27 protein-coding genes are annotated in these 24,812 nt (G+C 63.9%); 25 read left to right on the forward strand and 2 right to left on the reverse strand.

The features are described 5' to 3' along the window. Positions 1-25: 25 nt before the first annotated feature. On the reverse strand, positions 26-1,282 hold the full coding sequence (locus tag OKW52_RS11745) for an N-acetylmuramoyl-L-alanine amidase family protein (protein ID WP_264505869.1): 1,257 nt from the start codon (positions 1,280-1,282) through the stop codon (positions 26-28). 186 nt (positions 1,283-1,468) lie between these two features. On the opposite strand from OKW52_RS11745, the gene OKW52_RS11750 reads away from it, so the two are divergent. Continuing rightward, the gene (locus OKW52_RS11750; protein ID WP_264505870.1) at positions 1,469-2,233 is read left to right on the forward strand and encodes a DsbA family protein; all 765 of its coding nucleotides are present in this window, start codon (positions 1,469-1,471) and stop codon (positions 2,231-2,233) included. Positions 2,234-2,459: 226 nt separating this feature from the next. After that, positions 2,460-3,500, forward strand: a complete 1,041-nt coding sequence (locus tag OKW52_RS11755) for a hypothetical protein (protein ID WP_264505871.1) — start codon at positions 2,460-2,462, stop codon at positions 3,498-3,500. A gap of 67 nt (positions 3,501-3,567) precedes the next feature. On the opposite strand, the gene infC is transcribed toward OKW52_RS11755, so the two are convergent. Continuing rightward, positions 3,568-4,131 (reverse strand): translation initiation factor IF-3, encoded by a 564-nt coding sequence (infC, locus tag OKW52_RS11760; RefSeq protein WP_319800499.1) that lies wholly within the window; start codon positions 4,129-4,131, stop codon positions 3,568-3,570. Between the two features lie 150 nt (positions 4,132-4,281). On the opposite strand from infC, the gene OKW52_RS11765 reads away from it, so the two are divergent. From OKW52_RS11765 to OKW52_RS11875, 23 genes are all read left to right on the forward strand, one after another. Further along, positions 4,282-5,154 carry a hypothetical protein gene (locus OKW52_RS11765; RefSeq protein WP_264505872.1) on the forward strand — a complete coding sequence of 291 codons (873 nt, stop codon included), beginning with the start codon at positions 4,282-4,284 and terminating at the stop codon, positions 5,152-5,154. 142 nt (positions 5,155-5,296) lie between these two features. Next, on the forward strand, positions 5,297-5,935 hold the full coding sequence (locus OKW52_RS11770) for a glutathione S-transferase family protein (RefSeq protein WP_264505873.1): 639 nt from the start codon (positions 5,297-5,299) through the stop codon (positions 5,933-5,935). Beyond that, positions 5,928-6,785 carry a hydroxymethylglutaryl-CoA lyase gene (locus tag OKW52_RS11775; protein ID WP_264505874.1) on the forward strand — a complete coding sequence of 286 codons (858 nt, stop codon included), beginning with the start codon at positions 5,928-5,930 and terminating at the stop codon, positions 6,783-6,785. Before OKW52_RS11770 ends, OKW52_RS11775 begins: the two co-directional genes overlap by 8 nt. Next, a complete protein-coding gene (locus tag OKW52_RS11780) occupies positions 6,782-7,567 on the forward strand; it encodes a crotonase/enoyl-CoA hydratase family protein (protein WP_264505875.1) in 786 nt (261 codons plus the stop codon). The genes OKW52_RS11775 and OKW52_RS11780 overlap by 4 nt, the downstream gene beginning before the upstream one ends. 593 nt (positions 7,568-8,160) lie before the next feature. Then, positions 8,161-8,526, forward strand: a complete 366-nt coding sequence (locus tag OKW52_RS11785; protein ID WP_127104074.1) for an NADH-quinone oxidoreductase subunit A — start codon at positions 8,161-8,163, stop codon at positions 8,524-8,526. Then, positions 8,526-9,050 (forward strand): NuoB/complex I 20 kDa subunit family protein, encoded by a 525-nt coding sequence (locus OKW52_RS11790; protein WP_127104073.1) that lies wholly within the window; start codon positions 8,526-8,528, stop codon positions 9,048-9,050. Before OKW52_RS11785 ends, OKW52_RS11790 begins: the two co-directional genes overlap by 1 nt. A gap of 13 nt (positions 9,051-9,063) precedes the next feature. Beyond that, complete coding sequence (locus OKW52_RS11795) at positions 9,064-9,675, forward strand: NADH-quinone oxidoreductase subunit C (protein WP_264505876.1); 612 nt, start codon at positions 9,064-9,066, stop codon at positions 9,673-9,675. Then, positions 9,675-10,580 carry a sulfotransferase family protein gene (locus tag OKW52_RS11800; protein WP_264505877.1) on the forward strand — a complete coding sequence of 302 codons (906 nt, stop codon included), beginning with the start codon at positions 9,675-9,677 and terminating at the stop codon, positions 10,578-10,580. Before OKW52_RS11795 ends, OKW52_RS11800 begins: the two co-directional genes overlap by 1 nt. A gap of 37 nt (positions 10,581-10,617) precedes the next feature. After that, positions 10,618-11,838 (forward strand): NADH-quinone oxidoreductase subunit D, encoded by a 1,221-nt coding sequence (locus OKW52_RS11805; RefSeq protein ID WP_264507699.1) that lies wholly within the window; start codon positions 10,618-10,620, stop codon positions 11,836-11,838. Beyond that, a complete protein-coding gene (locus tag OKW52_RS11810) occupies positions 11,835-12,491 on the forward strand; it encodes a hypothetical protein (protein ID WP_264505878.1) in 657 nt (218 codons plus the stop codon). The genes OKW52_RS11805 and OKW52_RS11810 overlap by 4 nt, the downstream gene beginning before the upstream one ends. 79 nt (positions 12,492-12,570) lie before the next feature. Further along, a complete protein-coding gene (locus OKW52_RS11815; RefSeq protein WP_264505879.1) occupies positions 12,571-13,743 on the forward strand; it encodes an NADH-quinone oxidoreductase subunit E in 1,173 nt (390 codons plus the stop codon). A 17-nt stretch (positions 13,744-13,760) separates the two neighbouring features. Further along, positions 13,761-13,994, forward strand: coding sequence for a DUF5337 domain-containing protein (locus OKW52_RS11820; protein ID WP_127104068.1), 234 nt, complete (start codon positions 13,761-13,763; stop codon positions 13,992-13,994). A gap of 3 nt (positions 13,995-13,997) precedes the next feature. After that, the gene (nuoF, locus tag OKW52_RS11825; protein ID WP_127104067.1) at positions 13,998-15,296 is read left to right on the forward strand and encodes an NADH-quinone oxidoreductase subunit NuoF; all 1,299 of its coding nucleotides are present in this window, start codon (positions 13,998-14,000) and stop codon (positions 15,294-15,296) included. 157 nt (positions 15,297-15,453) lie between these two features. Beyond that, entirely contained in the window at positions 15,454-15,885 is a 432-nt protein-coding gene (locus OKW52_RS11830; RefSeq protein WP_264505880.1) for a DUF5333 domain-containing protein, read from the forward strand. A gap of 3 nt (positions 15,886-15,888) precedes the next feature. Further along, positions 15,889-17,877 carry an NADH-quinone oxidoreductase subunit NuoG gene (gene nuoG, locus OKW52_RS11835; protein ID WP_264505881.1) on the forward strand — a complete coding sequence of 663 codons (1,989 nt, stop codon included), beginning with the start codon at positions 15,889-15,891 and terminating at the stop codon, positions 17,875-17,877. 3 nt (positions 17,878-17,880) lie between these two features. Then, positions 17,881-18,300 (forward strand): hypothetical protein, encoded by a 420-nt coding sequence (locus tag OKW52_RS11840; protein WP_264505882.1) that lies wholly within the window; start codon positions 17,881-17,883, stop codon positions 18,298-18,300. Between the two features lie 9 nt (positions 18,301-18,309). Beyond that, on the forward strand, positions 18,310-19,350 hold the full coding sequence (gene nuoH / locus OKW52_RS11845) for an NADH-quinone oxidoreductase subunit NuoH (RefSeq protein WP_264505883.1): 1,041 nt from the start codon (positions 18,310-18,312) through the stop codon (positions 19,348-19,350). Position 19,351: 1 nt separating this feature from the next. Next, positions 19,352-19,846, forward strand: coding sequence for an NADH-quinone oxidoreductase subunit NuoI (gene nuoI, locus OKW52_RS11850; protein ID WP_127104062.1), 495 nt, complete (start codon positions 19,352-19,354; stop codon positions 19,844-19,846). A 7-nt stretch (positions 19,847-19,853) separates the two neighbouring features. Further along, complete coding sequence (locus OKW52_RS11855; RefSeq protein WP_264505884.1) at positions 19,854-20,264, forward strand: carboxymuconolactone decarboxylase family protein; 411 nt, start codon at positions 19,854-19,856, stop codon at positions 20,262-20,264. Then, complete coding sequence (locus OKW52_RS11860; RefSeq protein ID WP_264505885.1) at positions 20,261-20,878, forward strand: NADH-quinone oxidoreductase subunit J; 618 nt, start codon at positions 20,261-20,263, stop codon at positions 20,876-20,878. The genes OKW52_RS11855 and OKW52_RS11860 overlap by 4 nt, the downstream gene beginning before the upstream one ends. 63 nt (positions 20,879-20,941) lie before the next feature. Then, positions 20,942-21,247, forward strand: a complete 306-nt coding sequence (gene nuoK / locus OKW52_RS11865) for an NADH-quinone oxidoreductase subunit NuoK (protein ID WP_127104058.1) — start codon at positions 20,942-20,944, stop codon at positions 21,245-21,247. A gap of 5 nt (positions 21,248-21,252) precedes the next feature. Next, positions 21,253-23,220: an NADH-quinone oxidoreductase subunit L gene (nuoL, locus tag OKW52_RS11870; protein ID WP_264505886.1), complete on the forward strand. Its 1,968-nt coding sequence runs from the start codon at positions 21,253-21,255 to the stop codon at positions 23,218-23,220. Beyond that, positions 23,220-24,809: an NADH-quinone oxidoreductase subunit M gene (locus tag OKW52_RS11875; RefSeq protein WP_264505887.1), complete on the forward strand. Its 1,590-nt coding sequence runs from the start codon at positions 23,220-23,222 to the stop codon at positions 24,807-24,809. Before nuoL ends, OKW52_RS11875 begins: the two co-directional genes overlap by 1 nt. The last annotated feature ends 3 nt before the right edge of the window (positions 24,810-24,812 follow it).

Raw genomic sequence — 24,812 nt, forward strand, 5'->3', positions numbered from 1 at the left:
AGGAAATCGCGTAGAGGTGATGCCGTCAGCGCAACCGCAAGGCCTGTTGGGCAACCTCGGCCTCGACCCAGGCGTCAAGCCCGCCGACCAGAGCCTGTTCCATGCTGGTGCGCCACGCAGGATCCCGCAGCCGCTCGCGGTCGCGGTCCGACGACAGAAACCCGATCTCCAGCAATGCCGAGGGCACGGAAGGGGATTTGAGCACCGAAAACGCCGCTTGCTGCCACGGGTGGCGGTGCATGCGCAGCTCGGCCCCGCGGATCGCGCCGACCAGCGCGCGGGCCAGACGGTCGGTGGCCGGGCCGGTTTCTGCGCGGGCAAGGTCCATGAGAACCGACGCAACGGCATCGTCGGTGCCGGTCAGATCAACCCCGCCGCCCAGCATGTCGTCGCGGTCATGACGCTCGGCCAGCGCGGCCCCGGCGGCATCGGTGGCCGATTGGGCCAGCGTGTAGAGCGTGGCACCCACGGCCTGACCATCTTCGAGCGCATCGGCATGCAGGGACAAGAACACATCGGCCTGTGTGGAATGCGCCACCGTGATGCGGCCTTCAAGCGAGATGAAGGTGTCGTTGTCACGGGTCAGCACGACCTCGTAGCGCCCGGTGCGGCGCAGGGCCTCGGCCAGTTCGCGTGCGAAGGTCAGGGTGATCGAGGCTTCGGTCACGCCCTCATGGATCGCGCCGGGGTCGACGCCGCCATGACCCGGATCGAGCACCACGCGCGTGGGGCGCTGGCCCAGCGCCAGCCGGTCAGTCGCCGTGCGCAAAACATTCGGACCCGGTTCGCCATCGGTCGCGGCCAAAGCCGAGGCCTGCGCGGCAAAGCTGGTGTCGGACAGCGGCGACAGGGCAATCGACAAGACGGCCGCACCGGTTTCCTGATCGGTGGCCAGACCGGCCTGCGCAAACCCCATCGGGCGGCTCAGTTCGATCACCAGCCGCGACCAGCCGCCGCCCGCATTGCCGACGCGCAGCGCCGTGGCATCGCCGAGCAGTGGCACAGACGCAGGCTCGAATCCGGTCCAGTCCAGCGTGCGGAAATCGACGATCGCGCGCGGCGGATCGCTCATCAGGCGGGTGCGCCACGGCACGGCCTGCGTCATCGGGATCGACAGCGACAGGCTGCGCCAGCCCGCCTCAAGCGTCACGGCCCCGTCCAGACGGGCCAAACCGCCCAGGTCTTGCGCCGGGGCGGGCAGGGCAAGCGCCATGCACAGCGCCCAGACGAAAGCCACGGGCACCAGAAAACCCGCCCGCAATCGTCGCCAACCCTGCGCCATGCCCGCTCTCCTGTCGTTTTCCCGTTCCTACCGCGAAAGCCCCGCCGGGGAATCCCTTGCCGAGAGAGAGCGGCAGCGGGCGCTTCACGATTGGGTCAGGCTTAACGCGGCCCTGCGATTGGGGGCTTGATCCTGACTGCCCCGACGCTCAAAGTGCCGCAACCTCGCACAATGGAGCCTTTCCGCATGGTCCGTCAGCCGCTTATTGCCGCAACTCTTGCCGCCCTGACCTTTGCCTCGCCGGTTCTGGCGCAATCGACTGCGATGCAGATGAGCGACAGCGAGCGCTCGGCTTTCCGTGCGGAAGTGCGCGCCTATCTGATGGAAAACCCCGAAGTGATCTTCGAGGCCGTGTCCGAATTCGAACGCCGCAATCAGGCGCAGCAGGGCGAAATGGATCTGGCGCTGGTCGAGATCAACGCCGAGGCGATCTTTGACGATGGTCATTCCTGGGCCACCGGCAACCTTGAGGGCGACATCACGCTGGTCGAGTTCATGGACTACCGCTGCGGCTTTTGCCGCCGCGCGCAGCCTGAGGTTCTGTCCATGCTGGAAGCGGATGGCAACATCCGCCTGATCATCAAGGAATTGCCGATTCTGGGGCCGGATTCGGAAATCATGAGCCGTTTTGCCGTCGCCGTGCAACAGCTTGCCGGGGATGAGGCCTACGGTGCCGTGCATGACGCGCTGATGGCGTGGGAGGGCAGCGTGACGCCCGACGATCTGCGTTCGATCGCGGCGGATATCGGGTTTGATGCCGAGCCTGCGCTGGCAGCGATGAACAGCCCCGAGGTCAATCAGGTGCTCAACGAGAACCGCGCGCTGGCGCAACGTCTGCAGATCAGCGGCACGCCGACCTTCGTTATGGGGGATGGCACGGGCGGCGAGCTGCTGCGCGGCTATATGCCTGCCGCCGAGATGTCCAACGTCGTGACCCGCCTGCGCGGCTGACCCCGCGCCCTTGGATCAACCAGGCGCAGTCCCGGGCACCCTGTGGGTGCCCGTTTTGCGCAAATGACACCACAGAGCGGGCTTCGGGGCATAATTCGATTGCACAATCCGCGTGCAGTTCGCACAGTGCCGATGTCGGCACTGCATTGTTCGTGATCCGGGCAGGGGCCGGCCATTGGGTCCGGTGATTCCTGTGTCTTTCCGCCGTCTTTCACCAGGTTTGCATTTGACCGATTGCCGCTTCCTCACTCGCTTTTTGCGCCGTACCGCACCGCGTTTTGCCGCAGTGCTGGGGCTGGTTCTGGCGGCGCAGGCCGTCCCTGCGACGACCCCGCCGCCGCTCGACGGGGCAACCGATGCCGTCTTTACCCAAGCGCTTGACGCGTGGCTCGCCGATGACGAGGCCAGCGCCCTGCCGGCTTTTTCGCGTCTGGCGGTCGAGGGCAACACGGCTGCGCGCCTTCTGCTGGGGGTGATCGACAAATCCCCGGCGCTGCAAGGGCCGTTTCTGGCCCAGATGCCGCGCCACCAGCGTATCAGCCTGCTGCGCCTGCCCGGCGGCATGTCGGGGCAAAGCTGGCTGCGTGCAACGTCGGGGATCCCTCTGGCCGACGCCTGGGTTGCCATGCTGAACGTGCGCAGCGGTCCCGACGTGGTCCTGCGATTCGAAGACCTGGGCGAAAGCCGCGCCGCGCGCGAGGCACTGATGGTGCTGTCGGCGCGCGGTCATCCCGATCTGGCGCAGCTTGATCCGCAAAGCGTGCCGCAGGACATGCTCTATCTGCTCTGGCGTCGAGCCAGCGCTGCGCGGAAGGCCGAGGTGGCGTCTTTCGTGCCCGCCGACCATCCGCAATGGCTGATGATGGGCGAGACGCTGGGCGAAGGGGTGTTGCAACACTGGCTGGAAACCAGCGACGCGGCGGCCCCCTTGTCGTCGCTGTGCCGCAGCATCTGCGCCCCGTCGGTCGGCAGCTGCGTCAGCGCGGCCTACGCAGCCTTGGGCAGCCATGATGCGCTGATGACGCTGGGCACACCGGCGGCTGCGCTCGTCGACCAGACGCGCTTTGTCGACAGCGCACGCGGGCACGCGTCGGTGTTGCGCCGGATCATGCTGGGAACGCCGATGCGCGGACGGCGCATGTTGCTGGCGCGGGTGAGCGAGCGCTCCGAATGTCTGGGCAATGCGCTGTCGAGCGATGATCTGCGCTATCGCCCGCAGATCCCCGGGGTTTCGCCTGTGCCGCTGAATGCACCCGAAGGCGGCTGAGCGTTGAACTGAAAACGCCGCCCACAAGAAAGGGGCGGCGTTTTCAAATGCTTGGCAAAAGAGCTGATCAGCGCGGGGCGATCATCATCACCATCTGACGGCCTTCCAGCCGCGGGAAGTTCTCGATCTTGCCGATCTCGTTCACATCCGCCGCAACCCGGTTGAGCAATTCCATGCCCAGCTGCTGGTGCGCCATTTCGCGACCGCGGAAGCGCAGCGTCACCTTGACCTTGTCGCCTTCGCCCAGGAACTTCTCAACCGAGCGCATCTTGACGTCGTAGTCATGCGTATCGGTGCCCGGACGGAATTTGATTTCCTTGATCTCGATGATCTTCTGTTTCTTGCGTGCTTCGGCCTCACGCTTTTGCTGTTCATACTTGAACTTGCCGAAATCCATGATCTTGCAAACCGGCGGCGCCGCGTTCGGCGATATCTCAACCAGATCCAGACCCAGTTCCTGGGCCATCTGCATCGCCCGTGCGGGCGTCACCACCCCGACGTTTTCGCCTTCCGCACCAATCAGGCGGATCTCAGGCGCGCGGATCCGGTCATTGACGCGGGGTCCGGTGTCGCGGCTGGGCGGGGCATTGTGGGGTCTGCGGGCTATGGTTGAATTCCTTCTATGATCTATCGGGCCGCAAAATAGCCCTGCAGAGGCTCAGTTGCAAGAGGCGGCGCGCGTGATTGGTCCTGCAAACGTGGCAGAAATCTGCCCGTCGGGATTGCGTTTGTGGCACGGCAATGCCACATCATCAGTGAAGTGCGTTTTTGAGGATTAGTCATGAAAAAGCTCCTGATCGTTGCCGCGATCGTTCTGGCGGCCGGACTGGGTATCTGGGTTTCGCGTGAGCGGCCGATGCCGCAACCCGCGCCCGAGCCCGCCGCTGCGCCCGTCGCACCGGTTGAGCCTGTCGCACCGCCGCCGGCCGAGGCCGAAGCGCCAACCGCGCTCGAGACGGCAACGCAGGCTGTTCAGGACGCAATGGAAGAAGCAGCCGAGACCGGCGCCGATGCGACCGAAACCGCGACCGAAGCCGTGGATGCGGCAACCGATGCGGTCAGCGATGCCGTGTCGGACGCCGTGCAGAACGCCACCGGCATCGGCCAGGAAGCCAGCGACGCCGTCGGCGATGCTGTCAGTCAGGCTGCCGAGCGCCTGCGCGATTCGGTGACCGAGACCGCACCGGCTGCCGATGCACCCGCCGTCGAAGCAGCGCCAGTCGCCGAGACCGCGCCAGTCGCCGAGACTGCGCCAGTGACCGAGGCTGCTCCTGCTGCTGAACCCGAAGCCGCCGCTCCCCAAGCCGCTGCCCCGGCGCAGGACGTCGCACCCGCCGCTGAAACCGCCCCGGCACCCGCTGCAGAGTCGCAAGCCGCAGGCCCCGTTGCCCCGGCTGCCGCGCCTGAAGCCGCTGCCGCGCCCGCTGCGTCGGTCGAAGCCGAGGCCGCTGTCGAGGCAGATGCAGCGCCGTCGCTCGAGACGCTCTTTACCGCGGAAGGTTTCGACTTTGATCAGGCCGTCGCCGCGATCGACGCCTCCGACATGAGCGCGCTGCGCAAGGCGACCGCCCGTCGGGCGCTGGAAGGCGCGCGCGATAACCCCGAACTGCTCGGCGCTGCGCTGACCCAGGTGCGCGGACTGCTGGGTCTCTGATCCGTTCGCGATGACGATTGAGAGCGGGCGGTGACGGCAGTCACCGCCCGTTTTCCGTTTGCGACGCAGGCGCGCTCTTCGTAACGTCACCCTTGCGCCAGCCGCCCGCGCTGGGTCAACTGGCGGCGGGAGGAGAGCCCGCATGATCACCCTGCACCACGTGCCTCAATCGCGCAGTTTCCGCATTCTGTGGTTTTTGCATGAGGCCGGTCTGGACCACGAGGTCCGCTATCACAGCTTCGCCGGCAAGGCGCTGCGCGACCCGGCCTTTCTGGCGTTGTCGCCCGCGGGCCGTGTTCCGGTGGTTGAGGTGGATCAGGCTGTGCTTTTCGAGTCCGGCGCGATTCTGGAGTCCCTGTGCGAGACCCGCGCACCCGCTCTGGGCCGCGCACCCGGCACGGTTGAGCGCGGCACGTATCTGGAATGGCTGCATTACGGCGAGACCATTGCGCAGCATCTGGCCCAACTGACCTTCCACCACATCGCCCTGCGTCCCGCCGACCGCAGCCCCGTTGTGCAAAAGCTTGAAGCTCTGCGCCTGCGCCGGGTGCTGGAGGGCGTCGAGACCGCCCTTGATGGCGATTACCTGCTCGATGGCTTCTCGGCGGCGGATATCATGGTGGGTTCCTCGGCGATGATCGGCGCGCGTTTCGTCCGGCTTGACGGCTTGGCGCGCCTGCAGGACTGGCTTGCCCGGCTCAAGGCGCGCCCGGCGTTTCGCGCGGCCGAGGCAGCGGATGGCACGGCAGAGCTCTATCTCAAGGAGTATTACGGTGACTGAGACGGTCGAGATCTTCGAGGTCGGCCCGCGCGACGGGTTGCAGAACGAAAAGCGCCTGATCCCGACGGCGGAAAAGATCGCGCTGGTCGATCTGCTCAGCCGCGCCGGGTTCCGCCGGATCGAGGTCGCCAGTTTCGTCTCGCCCAAATGGGTGCCGCAGATGGCCGACAGCGCCGAAGTGCTGGCGGGCATCACCCGCGCGGCCGGCATCTCCTACGCCGCGCTCACGCCAAACTTGCGCGGCTATGAGGGCGCGAAGGCGGCGCGCGCCGATGAGATCGCGGTGTTTGCGTCGGCCTCCGAGGGTTTCTCGAAAGCCAACCTCAACTGCACCATTGCCGAATCCATCGCGCGGTTCCTGCCCATCCTTGAAGCCGCGAAGGCCGATGGCATCCCGGTGCGCGGCTATATCTCTTGCGTCACCGATTGCCCCTTCGACGGCCCGACCCCGCCGGGTGCCGTGGCCACTCTGGCCGAGCGGCTTATCGGGCTTGGCTGCTATGAGGTCAGTCTGGGCGATACCATCGGCAAGGCAACGCCCGAGACATTGAGCACAATGTTGACTGCGGTCACTGGCGTTGTCCCCGGCGCACAACTGGCGGGCCATTACCACGACACCGGCGGGAGGGCCTGCGACAACATCGAAGCCAGCCTCGGGTACGGGCTGCGCGTCTTCGACGCTGCCGTGGGCGGGTTGGGCGGCTGCCCTTATGCGCCCGGCGCGCAGGGGAATGTCGCGACCGAAGCCGCGCTCGACCGGTTGCATTCCTTGGGATTTTCCACCGGCCTCGACCGCGCGCTGATCCTCAGTGCCGCCGAACTGGCCCGCAGCATGAGGGCCGCGCAATGAGTTTCGACACCATCTCTCTCGGCACGGATCCCCGCGGCGTCGCCACGCTGACCCTGAACCGCCCCGACAAGCACAACGCGATGTCCGCACCGATGATCGACGAGCTGGCGCAGGCGGCGGCGCAGCTGACCGCCGATGACGCCGTGAGGGTCGTGGTGCTGACCGGGGCAGGGGCCAGCTTTTGCGCCGGGGGCGATCTGGGCTGGATGAAAGATCAGATGGCGGCCTCCAGCGCCGAGCGCGCGGCGGGTGCGGCACGGCTCGCAGGGATGCTCGGCGCGCTGAACACGCTGCCCAAGCCGCTGATCGGGCGCATTCAGGGCCCGGCATATGGCGGTGGCATCGGCATGATGGCGGTCTGCGATGTGGCGATCGGCGTGAACACCGGGCGCTTTGGCCTGACCGAGACGCGGCTCGGGCTGATCCCGGCGACGATTGGCCCCTATGTGCTGGCGCGCATGGGTGAAGCCATGGCGCGGCGGGTGTTCATGTCCGCCCGCCTCTTTGGTGCCGACGAGGCGGTGACGCTGGGTCTGCTGGCCCGCGCGGTTGCGCCCGACGATCTGGACGCGGCGGTCGAGGCCGAGGTCGCGCCCTATCTCACCTGCGCCCCCGGCGCCGTGGCCGAAGCCAAAGCCCTGGCACTGCGGCTGGGCGGGGCGATCACGCAAGCCGACATTGACCACTCGATCGGTGCGCTGGTCGCGCGGTGGGAAAGCGATGAGGCCGGGCAGGGCATCGATGCGTTCTTTGCCAAACGCAAGGCGCCTTGGGCGGGGTGAGCGGCGCTTGGGGGGCGTAGAACCCCGGAAATCTAGGTCAAATTGCTCACAACCTTCGCTGCGCCGCCGCATCTGTGTGCCCGCGGCGTGGCGGCGTGCCCGCGCGGGCAGGAGGGGGCGTGGCAGCCTCTCCATGTCCCGCCGCCGTGCATGGCGTCGGCCATCGGAAAACGCCGTTCCCCCGTATGGCCAACCTCCTGCAATTCCTCACCTCCTTTCGATCCAGCGCCCGACCTGCCTCTCACCTTGCCGCAAATACGCCGGGGGTGAGGCCGTCAGGCCGAGGGGCTGGCCCCCTGCGCGTGGAACACGCGCCGTGGTGCCGGGGGCTCGATGCCCCCGGCACCGCGGCCCTGCTCCTGGGGACACCCCCGGTATGAGTCGTCCTGCCAGCCCTGCGATGCCTGAGATTGCCGCACAGCAGCGAAGCCGGACAAAAAAATTCTTAACCGTTTGCAGACAGGCGTAGAAAACCTTGAAAACAGACGCCCGTTCACCGGTGCCCTCGGTTGACCCGCGCGGCGGGCGGGAGTAAACGGGCCATGAGCCAACTTGAGCAGCGCCCGGGGCACCGTGCGCCAAAGGAGCCACCCTTGGACGACCTTCTCCGAGATTATCTCCCCATCGTCATCTTTCTCGTGATTTCCATCGGACTGGGCCTCATTCTGATGCTCTCGGCCATGGTGATCGCCGTACGCAATCCCGACCCTGAAAAAGTGTCGGCTTATGAGTGCGGCTTTAACGCGTTTGACGATGCGCGGATGAAATTCGACGTGCGGTTCTACCTCGTGTCGATCTTGTTCATCATTTTTGACCTCGAAATCGCGTTCCTGTTCCCCTGGGCCGTCGCCTTTGCGGATATGAGCATGGTCGCCTTCTGGTCGATGATGGTGTTCCTGGGCGTGCTGACCATCGGCTTTGCCTATGAGTGGAAGAAGGGAGCTCTCGAATGGGAGTGATGACCGGAGCCAACACCGCCGGTGCCGACCGTGAGGTTGCCACCCAGGCGCTGAACGCCGAGCTGCAGGACAAGGGTTTCCTGCTGACCACCACCGCCGATATCATCAACTGGGCGCGCAACGGCTCGCTGCACTGGATGACCTTCGGTCTGGCCTGCTGCGCCGTCGAGATGATGCACACCTCGATGCCGCGCTACGATCTTGAGCGTTTCGGCACCGCCCCGCGTGCCAGCCCGCGTCAGTCCGACCTGATGATCGTGGCGGGCACGCTGACCAACAAGATGGCCCCGGCGCTGCGCAAGGTCTATGACCAGATGCCCGAGCCGCGCTACGTCATCTCGATGGGGTCGTGCGCCAATGGCGGCGGCTATTATCACTATTCGTACTCGGTGGTGCGCGGCTGTGACCGTATCGTGCCCGTGGATATCTACGTCCCCGGCTGCCCGCCGACCGCCGAAGCCCTGCTCTACGGCATCCTGCAGTTGCAGCGGAAAATCCGCCGCACCGGCACCTTGATCCGCTGAGGGAGACCCCAAGATGTCCGACGCTCAAGACCAGGCGCTGCTAGAGCTGGGCGAGTATATCGCCAGCAAGCAGGCTGACGCGGTTATCGGTTCCGAGGTGGCTTTTGGCGAGCTGACCCTGACCGTCACCGCGGCGGCGCTGCCCGCGCTGGTGCGGTTCCTGAAAACCGACGTCACCTGCAAGTTCTCGTCGCTGGTCGACATCACCGCCGTTGATTACCCCGCCCGCCGGGCGCGGTTCGACGTGGTCTACCATTTCCTGTCGATGTACCGGAACCAGCGCATCCGCCTGCGCGCGCAGGTGCGCGACGATGAGATGGTGCCGTCGATCGTGCTTGAGCACCCCTCGGCCAACTGGTTCGAACGCGAAGTGTTCGACATGTTCGGCATCCTGTTCTCGGGCCATCCCGACCTGCGGCGCATCCTGACCGACTACGGTTTCCGCGGTCACCCGCTGCGCAAGGATTTCCCGACCACCGGCTACGTTGAGGTTCGTTACGACGAAGCCGCCAAGCGCGTCGTCTATGAGCCTGTCAAACTGGTTCAGGACTACCGTCAGTTCGACTTCATGTCGCCCTGGGAAGGCGCGAAGTACATTCTGCCGGGCGACGAAAGGGCCAAGTGATGGACGCGTCCGCCCCGAACATGCTGCGCTGGCCAACAGGAGTTTCGCTCCTGCTGGGTATTGGCGCGCAGAAATCGGGAACGACCTGGCTGCATGAGACGCTCAGCAGCCATCCGAACTGCCGTGCCTTTCCGATCAAGGAAGTGCATTATTTCGACACGGTTACCAACCTGACGCGGGCTGGCTATGTGCTGATGTTCAAGCGCCTGAAGGCGTTGAGTGCGCGCGGCGATGCCGCAGGCGCGTTGGCCAAGGTGTCGCGGCTGGTCGATCTGGTTGAAAAGCCGGGCGGCAATGATCAAGGCTACATCGATCTGATGACCGAAGGGCTTGCGCCCGGGTCGGTCGCTCTGGATATAACGCCCGCCTATGGGATGCTCGATGACGCGGGTTTCGCCCGTGCTGCCAGTCTGGGGGCCACGCGCTTTTTGTTTATTCTGCGTGAGCCGGTCGCGCGGTTCTGGTCCGGTGTCCGCATGATGGCCAAACTTACCGGCGACGCGGCTGACCCGGTCGAGATCGCTGCGCGCGAGATTGCCGATGAGGCCCTCTCGGCCAGCGGCGAGCGGCGGCTTGAGGCGATGGTGGCACGCGGCGATTATGCGACCACGCTGGATCGCCTCCAGCGGCATGTCCCGGCGCACCGGCGGCTGGTTGTGTTCTTTGAAGATCTCTTTACCCAGGCCACGCTGGATCGGATCTGCGCGTTTCTGGGTCTTTCGCCGATGCCTCTGACGGATACGTCTCCCCGTCTGGAAGGCGTCAGTGCCACCCTGCGCCCCGATCAGATCGAGCGCGCAACAGAATTTTTCCGCCCCCAGTACGAGGCCGTATGCGCGGCTCTCGGTGATGCGGTTCCAGCGGCCTGGCACGAGCGTTTCGCGCGTGGGCCGGTGGCAGCGTGACGGGGATGTTGATTATGCGACGGAGGTTGCAGCGATGATGGACGGATCCAAAGGCTTTACGGACGCCCAGACGGGCGAACAGAAGATCCGCAACTTCAACATCAACTTCGGGCCTCAGCACCCGGCAGCACATGGCGTGCTGCGTCTGGTGCTGGAGCTGGACGGTGAGATCGTCGAGCGGTGCGACCCGCATATCGGCCTGCTGCATCGCGGCACCGAAAAGCTGATGGAAAGCCGCACCTATCTGCAGAACCTGCCCTATTTCGACCGGCTCGACTATGTCGCGCCGATGAACCAGGAACACGCCTGGTGTCTGGCGATCGAACGGCTCACCGGTACCGTGGTGCCGCGCCGCGCCTCGCTGATCCGCGTGTTGTATTCCGAAATCGGTCGGGTTCTGAACCACCTGCTCAACGTCACCACGCAAGCGATGGACGTCGGCGCGCTGACCCCGCCGCTGTGGGGTTTTGTCGAGCGTGAGAAGCTCTGCATCTTCTACGAGCGTGCCTCGGGTGCGCGGTTCCACGCGGCCTATTTCCGTCCCGGCGGCGTCCATCAGGATCTGCCGCCCGCGCTGATCGACGATATCGAAGCCTGGGCCGAGGCCTTCCCGGCCGTTCTGGCCGACATTGACGGCCTGCTGACAGAGAACCGCATCTTCAAACAGCGCAACGCCGATATCGGCGTGATCACCGAAGAAGAGATCCAAGCCTGGGGCTATTCCGGTGTGATGGTGCGCGGTTCGGGTCTGGCCTGGGATCTGCGGCGCTCGCAGCCCTATGAATGCTACGACGAGTTCGATTTCCAGATCCCCATCGGCAAGAACGGCGACTGCTATGATCGCTACCTGGTCCGCATGGAAGAGATGCGCCAGTCGGTGTCGATCATCCGTCAGGCCATCGCCAAACTGCGCGCGCCCGAAGGGCAGGGCGAGGTTCTGGCGCGTGGCAAGATCACCCCGCCGTCGCGTGGCGATATGAAGACCTCGATGGAATCGCTGATCCATCACTTCAAACTTTACACCGAAGGGTTCCACGTCCCCGCCGGGGAAGTGTACGCCGCTGTTGAGGCTCCCAAGGGTGAGTTCGGCGTCTATCTGGTCGCCGATGGCACCAACAAACCCTACCGCGCCAAGCTGCGCGCACCGGGTTTCCTGCATCTGCAGTCGATGGACCACGTGGCGTCGGGGCATCTGCTGGCTGACGTTGCCGCGATCATCGGCACCATGGATATCGTGTTCGGTGAGGTTGATCGGTGAAGATCGCGGCTCCGACCCTGATCCTGTCTCTGCTGGCAGCGCCTGCGCTGGCCTTCACGCCCGAACGGGCGGCGCTGATGGTGGATGCCATTCGTGCCAATGAGTGTGCCATGGCCAGCGATCAGGCCGAGGCAGCTTTGGGTCCGCTGGGTCTGGACGCGGTCGAAGTGCAGGCTTTTGTCGATACGCTTTACGGTGCCGGTCTGGTGTCGATTTCGGCGGATATGTCGGTGCTGAGCCTGCAACCGATCCTGTGCAACGCGGGCGACGATGCGGCGCTGGCGATGATCACGCAGGCGTTCGCCGCGCAAGAAACCAGCATCGAAGTCTGGCGCCCCGAGTTCGAGCCCGCGCGCGGTGCCGAACTGATCGCGACCCTGCGCGGGCTTGACTGCGTGCTGACCGAAGACGCCGCTCAGGACGCGCTGCCGCCGCTGGGTTTCACGCCGATTGAGACCCGCGACATCGTCGCGGTGCTGGTCGATAGCGATATGGCCAGCGTCACCGAAGACGGCAGCGAACTGCGCCTGACCGAGGCGACCTGCGCGGCCGATCCCGAAAGCGATGCTCCGGCGCTGGCCGCGCTGCTCGCGGCCTGGGACGAAACACATCCGGCCCCTGGGGTCGTCATCGAAGAACGGGCCAGCGAATGAGCCATCCCGTCAGCCTTACGTCCGCCATGGCGGGCAGCATACCCCCGGCCCATGGCCGGTGCCAGTCAGGAGCGCTTTGATGCTACGTCGTCTGCATCACGAACAGCCCGCGAGTTTTGCCTTCACGCCCGCCAACATGGAATGGGCGCAGGGTCAGATCAGCAAATACCCTGAGGGGCGTCAGGCCTCGGCGATCATTCCGCTGCTGTGGCGCGCTCAGGAGCAGGAGGGGTGGCTGACCCGTCCGGCGATCGAAACTGTCGCGGACATGCTGGGCATGGCCTATATCCGCGCGCTTGAGGTTGCGACCTTCTACTTCATGTTCCAGCTGGTTCCGACCGGCTCGGTGGCGCATGTGCAGGTCTGCGGCACGCTGTCGTGCATGATCTGCGGTGCCGAGGATCTGATCGGCGTCTGCAAGACCAAGATCGCCACCTCGGCGCATGCGCTGTCGGCGGATGGCAAGTTCTCGTGGGAAGAGGTCGAATGCCTCGGTTCCTGTGCCAACGCGCCCATGGTGCAGATCGGCAAGGATTATTACGAGGATCTGACGGCCGAGAAACTGTCGTGGATTCTGGATGAAATGGCCGCTGGCCGCGTTCCGACGCCGGGCCCGCAGAACGGTCGCTTCACGTCCGAGCCGCTTTCGGGGCTGACCAGCCTGAATGAGGGCGAACGGACCGAGGATCACAACGGCTCGGTGGCGCTGGCCGTCGAGCTTGGCGATACGATCAAGCGCATCGACGGCACCGAAGTGCCGATCCTCACGCCGTGGCTGGACCGCAGCGACAAGCCGGTGAAATCGGCCCGCGCCGATGGCAAGCCGGTCTCGCCGCGTCTGGGCAAAGCGCCCGTGGAAACCAAGCAGCCGATCCCGGCGGAAAAGGCCGGCCAGATCCCGGCTCAGCCTGAGGCTGCGGCGGCCGCCGTTCAGCCGGCCGCGACCGAGATCGCCGAAGCGGATCAGACCCGCCCCGCCGCGCTGGAAGGCGCGCGCGACGGCAAAGCGGATGATCTGAAGAAAATCAAGGGCATCGGCCCGAAACTGGAAACCCTGTGCAACAGCATGGGCTTTTACCACTTCGACCAGATCGCCGCCTGGACACCGCAGGAAATCGCCTGGGTGGACAGCAACCTCGAAGGCTTCAAGGGCCGCGTGACCCGTGACGAATGGGTTTCGCAAGCCAAGCAGCTGGCCGAGGGTGGCGAGACGGAATTTTCCAAGCGCGTCGACAAGGGCGACGTGTACTGAGGGACTGACAGAGCGGTATGCAGCACAACGCGGATCAGATACGGCAAGGGCGCGTGATCGCGCTGGTGATTGTCATCACCGCCCTGGTTTGGGTTGGCGCGCTGGCGCTGGGGGACTCGCTGGGCTGGACCCAACGGACCCTTGCCTTCTTCGATCTGGCAGCACTTGCCGGGTTCACGATGGCGCTGTGGTTGTTATACGGGCTCTGGCGGTCACGCCGGACGAACAAGGCCCCCGAGGCGAAGGATTGAGCGATGCTGAAGGATCAAGACCGGATCTTTACCAACATCTACGGCATGTACGACCGTTCGCTGAAAGGCGCGCAGGCGCGTGGCCATTGGGACGGGACCAAGGACATCATCGGCAAGGGTCGCGACTGGATCGTGACCGAGATGAAAGCCTCGGGCCTGCGCGGTCGCGGGGGCGCGGGCTTTCCGACCGGTTTGAAGTGGTCCTTCATGCCCAAGGAAAGCGACGGTCGTCCGGCATATCTGGTTGTCAACGCTGACGAATCCGAGCCGGGCACCTGCAAGGACCGCGAGATCATGCGCCATGATCCGCACACCCTGATCGAAGGCTGCCTGATCGCCTCTTTCGCGATGAACGCGCATGCGTGTTACATCTACATCCGCGGCGAATACATCCGCGAGCGTGAGGCCCTGCAAGCCGCGATCGACGAGGCCTATGATGCCGGTCTGGTCGGCAAGAACGCCTGCGGTTCGGGCTGGGATTTCGACATCTACCTGCACCACGGGGCCGGGGCCTATATCTGCGGTGAAGAAACCGCGCTGCTGGAGTCGCTGGAAGGCCGCAAGGGCATGCCGCGGATGAAGCCGCCGTTCCCGGCGGGCGCTGGCCTCTATGGTTGCCCGACCACGGTGAACAACGTCGAGTCGATTGCCGTTGTGCCGACGATCCTGCGCCGCGGCGGCGCGTGGTTCGCAGGCTTTGGCCGTCCGAACAACGCGGGCACCAAGCTGTTCGCGATCTCGGGTCATGTGAACAACCCCTGCGTCGTCGAAGAAGCGATGTCGATCAGCTTTGAAGAACTGATCGAGAAGCATTGCGGCGGGATTCGCGGCGGCTGGGACAACCTGCTGGCGGTGATCCCTGGCGGTTCGTCCGTGCCGCTGGTGCGTGGCGAAAAGATGCGCGACGCGATCATGGATTTCGACTATCTGCGCAACGATCTGGGCTCGGGTCTGGGCACCGCTGCGGTGATCGTGATGGATAAATCCACCGATATCATCAAGGCGATCTGGCGTCTGTCGGCGTTCTACAAGCACGAAAGCTGCGGCCAGTGCACGCCCTGCCGCGAAGGCACCGGCTGGATGATGCGCGTCATGGACCGTCTGGTCAAAGGCGAGGCCGAGCTGGAAGAGATCGACATGCTGTGGGACGTGACCAAGCAGGTCGAAGGCCACACCATTTGCGCGCTCGGTGACGCAGCGGCCTGGCCGATCCAGGGCCTGATCCGCAACTTCCGTGACGTGATCGAAGATCGCGTGCGCTCGCAGAAAACCGGCCGGGTTTCGGCCGTGGCCGCCGAGTAAGATCATGATGCACACCGCTTTTCCCGCTTGCATCGCTCAGGACCGCCTTTCGGCGGCTCTGACGGCGTGCGCGGGCCTCGCGGGTGTGATCACGCGTGTCCGGCTGACTGTGCTATCTCGCTCTCGCGCACTCCTGCGCGTAAGGGAAGGATCACACATGTCGATCAAACACGCTGCTTTTGGTGCTGTCGTCGCGGCCACTCTGGGGCTTGCCGCCCCGGCTCAGGCGACATCACAGGAAGAGATCAACGCAACGCTGCAGGCGGATCCGCAGATCTGGCGCGATCTGTTCTCGCTGGCTGTGGCCGATGAGATCCGCAAGAACTGCGAAACCATCGAGGCGCGAACCCTGCGGGCGACGGGGTTTGTGCTGGGCCTGTACAATGAGGCGCGCTCGCGCGGGTATTCGCGTCAGGAAATCCGCGCCTTCCAGACCGCCGATTCGACCGAAACGCGCATGCGCGCCGAGGTTATGGCGTATTTCGCCGAACACGGGGTGCGCGAGGGCGCACCGGACACCTATTGCGCGCTCGGCCTGTCCGAGATCGCGGCCGGCAGTCAGGCCGGTGAACTTCTGAGAGCAAGGTAAGCCATGTCAGATCTCCGCAAGATCATCATCGATGGCCGCGAGGTCGAGGTTCATCCGGCGATGACCCTCATCCAGGCGTGTGAAGTGGCCGGCGTCGAAGTGCCGCGTTTCTGCTACCATGAGCGCCTGTCGATCGCGGGGAACTGCCGCATGTGTCTGGTCGAGGTCGTCGGCGGCCCGCCCAAGCCTGCCGCTTCCTGCGCGATGCAGGTCAAGGATCTGCGCCCGGGGCCGGAAGGCCAGCCGCCGGTGGTGAAAACCAACTCGCCGATGGTCAAGAAGGCGCGCGAAGGCGTCATGGAGTTCCTGCTGATCAACCACCCGCTGGATTGCCCGATCTGCGATCAGGGCGGCGAGTGCGATCTGCAGGATCAGGCCATGGCCTACGGCGTCGATTTCAGCCGCTTCCGCGAACCCAAGCGCGCGTCCGAAGATCTGGATCTGGGCCCGCTGGTCGAAACCCACATGACCCGCTGCATCAGCTGCACGCGCTGCGTGCGCTTCACCACCGAGGTCGCGGGCATCACGCAGATGGGCCAGACCGGGCGCGGTGAGGATGCCGAGATCACCAGCTATCTGAACCAGACGCTGGATTCGAACCTGCAGGGCAACATCATCGACCTGTGCCCGGTGGGCGCTTTGGTGAGCAAACCCTACGCCTTCACGGCCCGCCCGTGGGAGCTGACCAAGACCGAATCCATCGACGTGATGGATGCGCTGGGGTCCAACATCCGCGTTGACACCAAGGGCCGCGAAGTGATGCGCATCCTGCCGCGCAACCATGACGGCGTGAACGAAGAGTGGATTTCGGACAAGACGCGCTTTGTCTGGGACGGGCTGAAACGCCAGCGTCTGGATACGCCCTATATCCGCGAGAACGGCAAGCTGCGCAAAGCGGGCTGGGATGAGGCGCTGAAACTGGTGGGCGCCAAGCTGAAGGGGGCCACGAAAGTGGCGGGCCTTATCGGTGATCTGGTGTCGACCGAAGCGGCCTATTCGCTCAAAACGCTGGTCGAAGGTCTTGGCGGTTCGGTGGAAGCCCGGGTCGACGGCAGCCGTCTGCCTGCTGGTAACCGCTCGGCCTATGTTGGCAACGTGGCGATTGAAGACATCGACACGGCCAAGGAAATCGTGCTGATCGGCACCAACCCGCGCCATGAAGCGCCGGTGCTGAACGCGCGGATCCGCAAGGCGTGGCTGAACGGTGCGAAGATTTCGCTCGTTGGTGTCGCTGCCGATATGACCTATGACTACACCCATCTGGGCACTGATCGCGCGGCGCTGGCCTCGGCCAAGCCGGGTGAGGATGCGATTGTCATCGTGGGGCAGGGCGCTCTGAACGAGGCTGACGGTCTGGCCGTTCTGGCCGCCTGCATGGGTCTGACCGGGCGTCTTCTGGTGCTGCACACCGCTGCCAGCCGCGTCGGCGCGCTGGATATCGACGCTGTGACCGAGGGCGGGCTGCAAGCTGCGACCGACGGTGCGGATGTCGTCTATAATCTGGGCGCGGATGAGCTGGACATCGGTGCCGGTCCCTTCGTGATCTATCAGGGCAGCCACGGCGACCGCGGGGCGCACCGCGCTGACGTGATCCTGCCGGGTGCGGCCTATACCGAAGAAAACGGTATCTTCGTGAACACCGAAGGCCGTCCGCAGCTGGCGCTGCGCGCCGGGTTCGCGCCGGGCGACGCCAAGGAAAACTGGGCCATCCTGCGTGCTCTGTCGGCCGAGGTGGGCACGGTGCTGCCGTGGGACAGCCTTGGCGCGCTGCGCAGCCATCTGGTTGGCGCCGTGCCGCATCTCGAGATGATCGACGAGGTGCCTGAGAACGCGTGGCAGCCTGTGGCGACCGGCACGCTGGGCGATGCCAGCTTCCGCCCGGCGGTCAAGGATTTCTACCTGTCCAACCCGATTGCGCGCGCCTCTGGCCTGATGGCCGAGCTGAGCGCCTCGGCGGCGGCGCGCAATGCGCAGCCGATGGCGGCGGAGTAACGCATGACGCTTGGCGCCCCCTTCACGCTAACCCTGGCGCTGGTCCTGATCGGACTGGCGGGATGCGGCACTGCCGCACCCCAGCCGGGTGACGCGGTGCTGGGTGCGCCCGAAGATGCCGTCTACCGGGGCGTGCAAACGCAACTGCTGGACGGTGATCTGGTCCATTTCGTGGTGGCGATGGAGGGTGCACGCGATACGCAGGATCCCATCGCCTATGCCCGCTGTGCGGCTGCGCAATACGCGCTGATCCGCGGCTATGGCTTTGCGCGACACGTGCGCACCACGGTGAATAACGAGGGTGCTCTGTGGCAGGCGGATGCGGTGTATACCGTGTCACCGTCGCTGCCGCGGGGATTTCGGACAATCGACGCCGAAGTGACGGTGGCCGATTGTATCGAGCAGGGAATACCGACGGTCTGAGGACAACACATGGCTGACTTCTTTACCACAAACTACTTCGGGATTTTCCTGCTGATCGTCGGGCAGGTCCTTTTGGTCATTGTGCCGCTTCTGGTGGCGCTGGCGTTCCTGATGTACGCTGACCGCAAGATCTGGGCAGCTGTCCAGATGCGCAAAGGGCCCAACATCGTTGGTCCCTTCGGCCTGCTGCAAAGCTTCGCCGACTTCATCAAGTATATCGTCAAGGAAGTGATCTTCCCCGCCGGGGCCGACCGCATCGTGTTCCTGATGGCACCGATGGTGTCGCTGGTCATGGCGCTGATCGCCTGGGCGGTGATCCCGTTCTCTGAAGGTCTGGTCGTTGCCAACATCAACGTGGCGATCCTGTACATCTTCGCCGTCTCCTCGCTTGAGGTGTATGGCGTGATCATGGGCGGCTGGGCGTCGAACTCGAAATACCCGTTCCTGGGCTCGCTGCGCTCGGCTGCGCAGATGATCAGCTACGAGGTGTCGATAGGCCTGATCATCATCGGGGTGATCATCTCGACCGGGTCGATGAACCTGACCGATATCGTCCATGCGCAGCAGGGCGACTACGGTCTGCTGAACTGGTACTTCATCCCGCACTTCCCGATGATGTTCCTGTTCCTGATCTCGGCGCTGGCCGAAACCAACCGCCCGCCCTTCGATCTGCCCGAAGCGGAATCGGAACTGGTGGCTGGTTATCAGGTCGAATACTCGTCCACGCCGTTCCTGCTGTTCATGATCGGCGAACTGGTTGCCGTCGTGCTGATGTGCGCGCTGATCTCGCTGTTGTTCTTCGGCGGCTGGCTGTCCCCGATCCCGGGTCTGCCGGATGGCATCTGGTGGATGGTCCTCAAGATGCTGGCCGCTTTCTTCGTGTTCTCGATGGTCAAGGCGATCGTGCCGCGCTACCGCTACGACCAGTTGATGCGCATTGGCTGGAAGGTTTTCCTGCCGATGTCGCTGGGCTGGGTCGTGATCGTGGCGTTCCTGGCAAAATTTGAAGTGCTTGGCGGCTTCTGGGCTCGCTGGGCGATTGGGGGCTGATATGAGCCAGATCGATTATACCCGCGCCGTAAAATACTTCCTGCTGGCGGACTTCTTCAAAGGGTTCGGGCTGGGGCTGAAGTATTTCTTCCGGCCCAAGGACACGCTGAACTACCCGCACGAAAAGGGGCCGCTCAGCCCCCGCTTTCGCGGTGAGCACGCGCTGCGCCGCTATCCCAACGGCGAAGAGCGCTGCATTGCGTGCAAATTGTGCGAGGCGATCTGCCCCGCGCAGGCGATTACCATCGACGCGGAACCGCGCGATGACGGCAGCCGCCGCACCACGCGCTACGATATCGACATGACGAAATGCATCTACTGCGGCTTCTGCCAGGAGGCCTGCCCGGTCGATGCCATCGTCGAAGGTCCGAATTTCGAGTTCGCCACGGAAACCCGCGAAGAGCTGTTCTATGACAAGGACAAGCTGCTGTCGAACGGCGACCGCTGGGAAGCCGAAATTGCCCGCAACCTCGAGCTTGACGCTCCGTACCGCTGAGGCACGCATGACTGAGCCCTATGCCAAGATGATCCAGCAGATGATGGAAAGCTCGCAGGAGATGCTGCGCGCTTTCAACCCGGCGCTGGAACAGTTCAAGGTTCCGGGCTTGGACAAGATGCTGCCCACCATGTCCAAGGACATGATGGAGATGTGGTTCGGGCGTACCTTCAACCGCGAAGGGCTGGACGCCAAGACGCGGCTTCTGGTGACCGTTGCCGCGCTGACCGTCCTGGGCGCGCAGGCCGAGCCGCAGCTGAAGACAACCGTGCGCCATGCGATGGAAGCCGGGGCGACACAACGCGAGATCGCCGAAGTGATCTGGCAAATGAGCATGTTCGGCGGCTTGCCCGCCATGCAGAAGGCGCTGGAAATTGCCCAGAGCGTCTTTGCAGAGACCGAGGAGAAGAACGCATGAGCGTTGCCGATTTTGCCTTCTACGCCTTCGCCATTGTGGCGGTTGTGGCGGCTTTGCTGGTCGTGGTGGCCCGCAACCCGGTACACTCGGTCCTGTGGTTGATCCTGACCTTCCTCTCGGCAGCCGGGCTGTTCGTGCTGATGGGGGCTGAATTCCTCGCCATGCTGCTGATGATCGTCTACGTCGGCGCGGTGATGGTGCTGTTCCTGTTCGTGGTGATGATGCTCGACATCGACTTTGCCGAGCTGAAGGCCGAGATGGCGCGCTATTTCCCGCTCGCCTCGGTCGTTGGCATCGTCATCCTGATGCAGCTGGCGCTGCTCTTCGGGGCCTGGACCTCGGCCGAGGGTGCGGACGGCATGCGTCTGGCCGTGACGCCGGATCTGGATCAGGTCGACAACGCCCGCGCGCTGGGTCTGTTGATCTTCGATCAGTATTTCCTGGCGTTCCAGTTGTCCGGTCTGGTTCTGCTGGTTGCCATGATCGGTGCGATCGTGCTGACCCTGCGCCACCGCACGGACGTCAAACGCCAGAACGTGCTGCACCAGATGTGGCGCGACCCGGCCAAGGCGATGGAACTCAAGGATGTCAAACCGGGCCAAGGCCTGAACTGACATCCACCAGACGATACCGGGGCCCCCTGCGGCGCCTTGGATAAAAAGATAACGAGGGACCAAATGGTGGGACTTGAGCATTACCTGACAGTGGCGGCAGCGCTGTTCGTGATCGGGATTTTCGGGATCTTCCTGAACCGGAAGAACATCATCGTCATCTTGATGTCGATCGAACTGATCCTGCTGTCGGTGAACATCAACCTGGTGGCGTTCTCCAGCCATCTGGGGGATCTGGTGGGGCAGGTTTTCACCATGTTCGTGCTCACCGTCGCCGCCGCCGAGGCAGCGATCGGGCTTGCGATCCTGGTCACCTTCTTCCGTAACCGCGGCACGATCGACGTCGAAGACGTCAACGTGATGAAAGGCTGAGTGTGATGGCGACGACGCTTCTCTTTGCTCCTCTGGTGGGCGCAATCATCTGCGGCCTGTTCTGGCGGATGATTGGCGAAAAGACGGGGATGGTGATTGCCACGGCGCTTCTGTTCCTGTCGGCGCTGCTTTCGTGGATCCTGTTTCTCAGCTTTGACGGGCACGATACCTCGATCCAGGTGTTGCGCTTCATCGACTCGGGCTCGCTGGTTGGCGGCTGGGGCATCCGGCTGGACCGGCTGACCACGGTGATGCTGATCGTGGTGACCACGGTCTCGGCGCTCGTGCACCTCTATTCCTTCGGCTACATGGCGCATGATGAAAACTGGACGGACAGCGAAAGCTACCGCGCCCGGTTCTTCGCCTATCTGTCGCTGTTCACCTTCGCCATGCTGATGCTGGTGACCGCCGACAACCTGATCCAGATCTTCTTTGGCTGGGAAGGCGTTGGTCTGGCCTCGTATCTGCTGATCGGATTCTACTGGAAAAAGCAGTCGGCCTCGGCCGCTGCGATGAAGGCCTTCATCGTCAACCGCGTGGGTGACTTTGGCTTCATCATCGGCATCATGATGCTGTATTTCATGGCGGATTCGGTTCAGTTCGACGACATCTTCCATCAGGCCGAGGCGCTGTCGCAGCAGTCGATCAGTTTCCTGGGCACTGACTGGAACGCGCTCAACACCGCCTGTTTCTTCCTGTTCATCGGCGCAATGGGCAAATCGGCGCAGCTGTTCCTGCACACCTGGCTGCCGGACGCGATGGAAGGCCCGACGCCGGTGTCGGCGCTGATCCACGCCGCAACCATGGTGACGGCGGGCGTGTTCCTGATCTGCCGCATGTCGCCGCTGATGGAATATGCCAACGACACCCGGACGTTCATCGTGCTGATCGGCTCGGCCACCGCGTTCTTTGCAGCGACCGTGGGTCTGGTGCAGAACGACATCAAGCGCGTGATCGCCTATTCGACCTGTTCGCAGCTGGGCTATATGTTCGTGGCAGCGGGCGTGGGCGTCTATTCGGTCGCCATGTTCCACCTGCTGACGCATGCTTTCTTCAAGGCGATGCTGTTCCTTGGTGCCGGCTCGGTCATCCACGGGATGCACCACGAGCAGGACATGCGCAACTACGGCGGGCTGCGCAAGAAACTGCCCTATACGTTCTACGCGATGATGATCGGCACGCTGGCGATCACGGGAGTCGGCATTCCCTTCACCCATATCGGCTTTGCGGGCTTCGTGTCCAAAGACGCGATCATCGAAAGCGCGATGGGCGGCGGGGCGACCTATGCCTATGTGATCCTTGTGGCGGCGGCGGCGATGACCTCGTTCTACTCGTGGCGCCTGATTTTCCTGACCTTCTACGGCACGCCGCGCGGCGATCATCACACGCATGACCACGCGCATGAAAGCCCGCTGACCATGGTGATCCCGCTGGGTATCCTGGCCATCGGTGCCGTCTTCGCCGGGATGATCTGGTACGAGCCGTTCTTTGGTTCGCACGACGCGATCCACGACTTCTTCGGCCATTCCATCGCCATGCTGCCGACCAACGAGACGCTGCACAATGCGCATGAGAACCTCAGCGCGCTGACCAAGCTGGCGCCGTTCCTGGCGATGCTGGTGGGGTTTGTGCTGGCCTATATCTTCTACATCTGGAAACCGGAGACCCCGGCCAAACTGGCCGCGAACCAACCGATCCTGTACCGCTTCCTGCTCAACAAGTGGTACTTCGATGAGATCTACAACTTCGTCTTCATCAAACCGACGCTGGCCATCGGCCGCTTCCTGTGGAAGCGCGGCGACGGCAATACCATCGACGGGTTCCTCAACGGGCTGACCATGGGCGTGATGCCGATGCTCAACCGCGTCTATGCCCGCGTCCAGTCCGGCTATATCTACACCTACGCCTTCGCCATGGTTATCGGCATCGCGGTGTTGGTCACTTACGTTACGCTCTCCGGAGGGGCGCACTGATGCTGAACCTGCTGTCCATCATCACTTTCCTTCCTGCGATTGCGGCGCTGATCGGGGCTGTCTTTCTGCATGGCGAGGATGAGAACACCCAGCGGCAAGCCAAGCTGCTGGCGCTGTTTGCCACGGGTGCTACGTTCCTGATCTCGCTGATCCTGCTGTTCGAGTTCAACCCTGCGGATACGGGCTTTCAGTTCGTCGAGCAGCGCGACTGGATCCTGGGCCTGAAATACAGCCTTGGCGTTGACGGGATCTCGGTCCTGTTCGTCATGCTGACGACCTTCCTGATGCCGATCACCATTGGTGCCTGCTGGGGCGTCAAGACCCGCGTCAAGGAATACATGATCGCCTTCCTGCTGCTGGAAACGCTGATGATCGGCGTCTTTGTGTCGCTGGATCTGGTGCTGTTCTACCTGTTCTTCGAGGCCGGCCTGATCCCGATGTTCCTGATCATCGGCATCTGGGGCGGCAAGGACCGCATCTATGCGGCGTTCAAGTTCTTCCTCTACACCTTCATCGGCTCGGTGCTGATGCTGGTCGCGATGATCTACATGTACCTGCAAGCGGGCACGACGGATATTCCGACGCTTCTGGCGTTCGAATTTGACGCTGGGCCGATCTCGCTGCTGGGCTGGCAGATTGCCGGGGGCGCGCAGACACTGATGTTCCTGGCGTTCTTTGCCTCGTTTGCGGTGAAGATGCCGATGTGGCCGGTGCACACCTGGCTGCCCGATGCGCACGTTCAGGCACCGACGGCGGGTTCTGTCGTGCTGGCGGCGGTGCTGCTGAAGATGGGTGGCTACGGCTTTTTGCGCTTCTCGCTGCCGATGTTCCCGGTAGCCTCTGACCTGTTGGCCCCGCTGGTGCTGTGGATGTCGGCGATTGCGATCGTCTATGCCTCGCTGGTCGCGCTGGTGCAGCAGGACATGAAGAAACTGGTCGCCTATTCCTCGGTGGCGCACATGGGCTTTGTGACCATGGGCATCTTTGCCGCCAACCAGCAGGGTCTTGACGGCGCGATCTTCCAGATGATCAGCCACGGCTTTGTCTCGGGCGCGCTCTTCTTGGCCGTCGGCGTGGTCTATGACCGCATCCACACCCGCGACATCGACGCTTACGGCGGCCTGGTGAACCGGATGCCGGTTTATGCCGCCGTGTTCATGCTGTTCTCGATGGCCAACGTCGGCCTGCCGGGTACGTCTGGCTTTGTCGGTGAATTCCTGACCTTCATGGCCGTGTTCCAGGTCAACACCTGGGTTGCTGTCGTGGCGGCGACCGGGGTCATCTTCTCGGCCTGCTACGGTCTGTGGCTCTACCGCCGGGTGGTGTTTGGCCAGCTGGTCAAGGACAGCCTGAAACAGATCACCGATCTGGACATGCGTGAAAAGCTCATGTTCGCGCCGCTGGTGGCGATGACCCTGCTTCTGGGTGTCTATCCGTCGCTGATCACCGATCTGATCGGTCCGTCGACCTCGGCGCTCGTCACCCAATACAACGCTGCGAACGGTATCGATCCCGCCGCCCGCGTGGTGGTTCACACCACCACCGACGCAGCCAATGAGGCCGCGTCGCACGCGGCCCCCAGTCACTGAAAG

Origin of the sequence: Pararhodobacter zhoushanensis (assembly GCF_025949695.1) — a bacterium.
GTDB classification, from domain to species: Bacteria; Pseudomonadota; Alphaproteobacteria; order Rhodobacterales; family Rhodobacteraceae; genus Pararhodobacter; species Pararhodobacter zhoushanensis_A.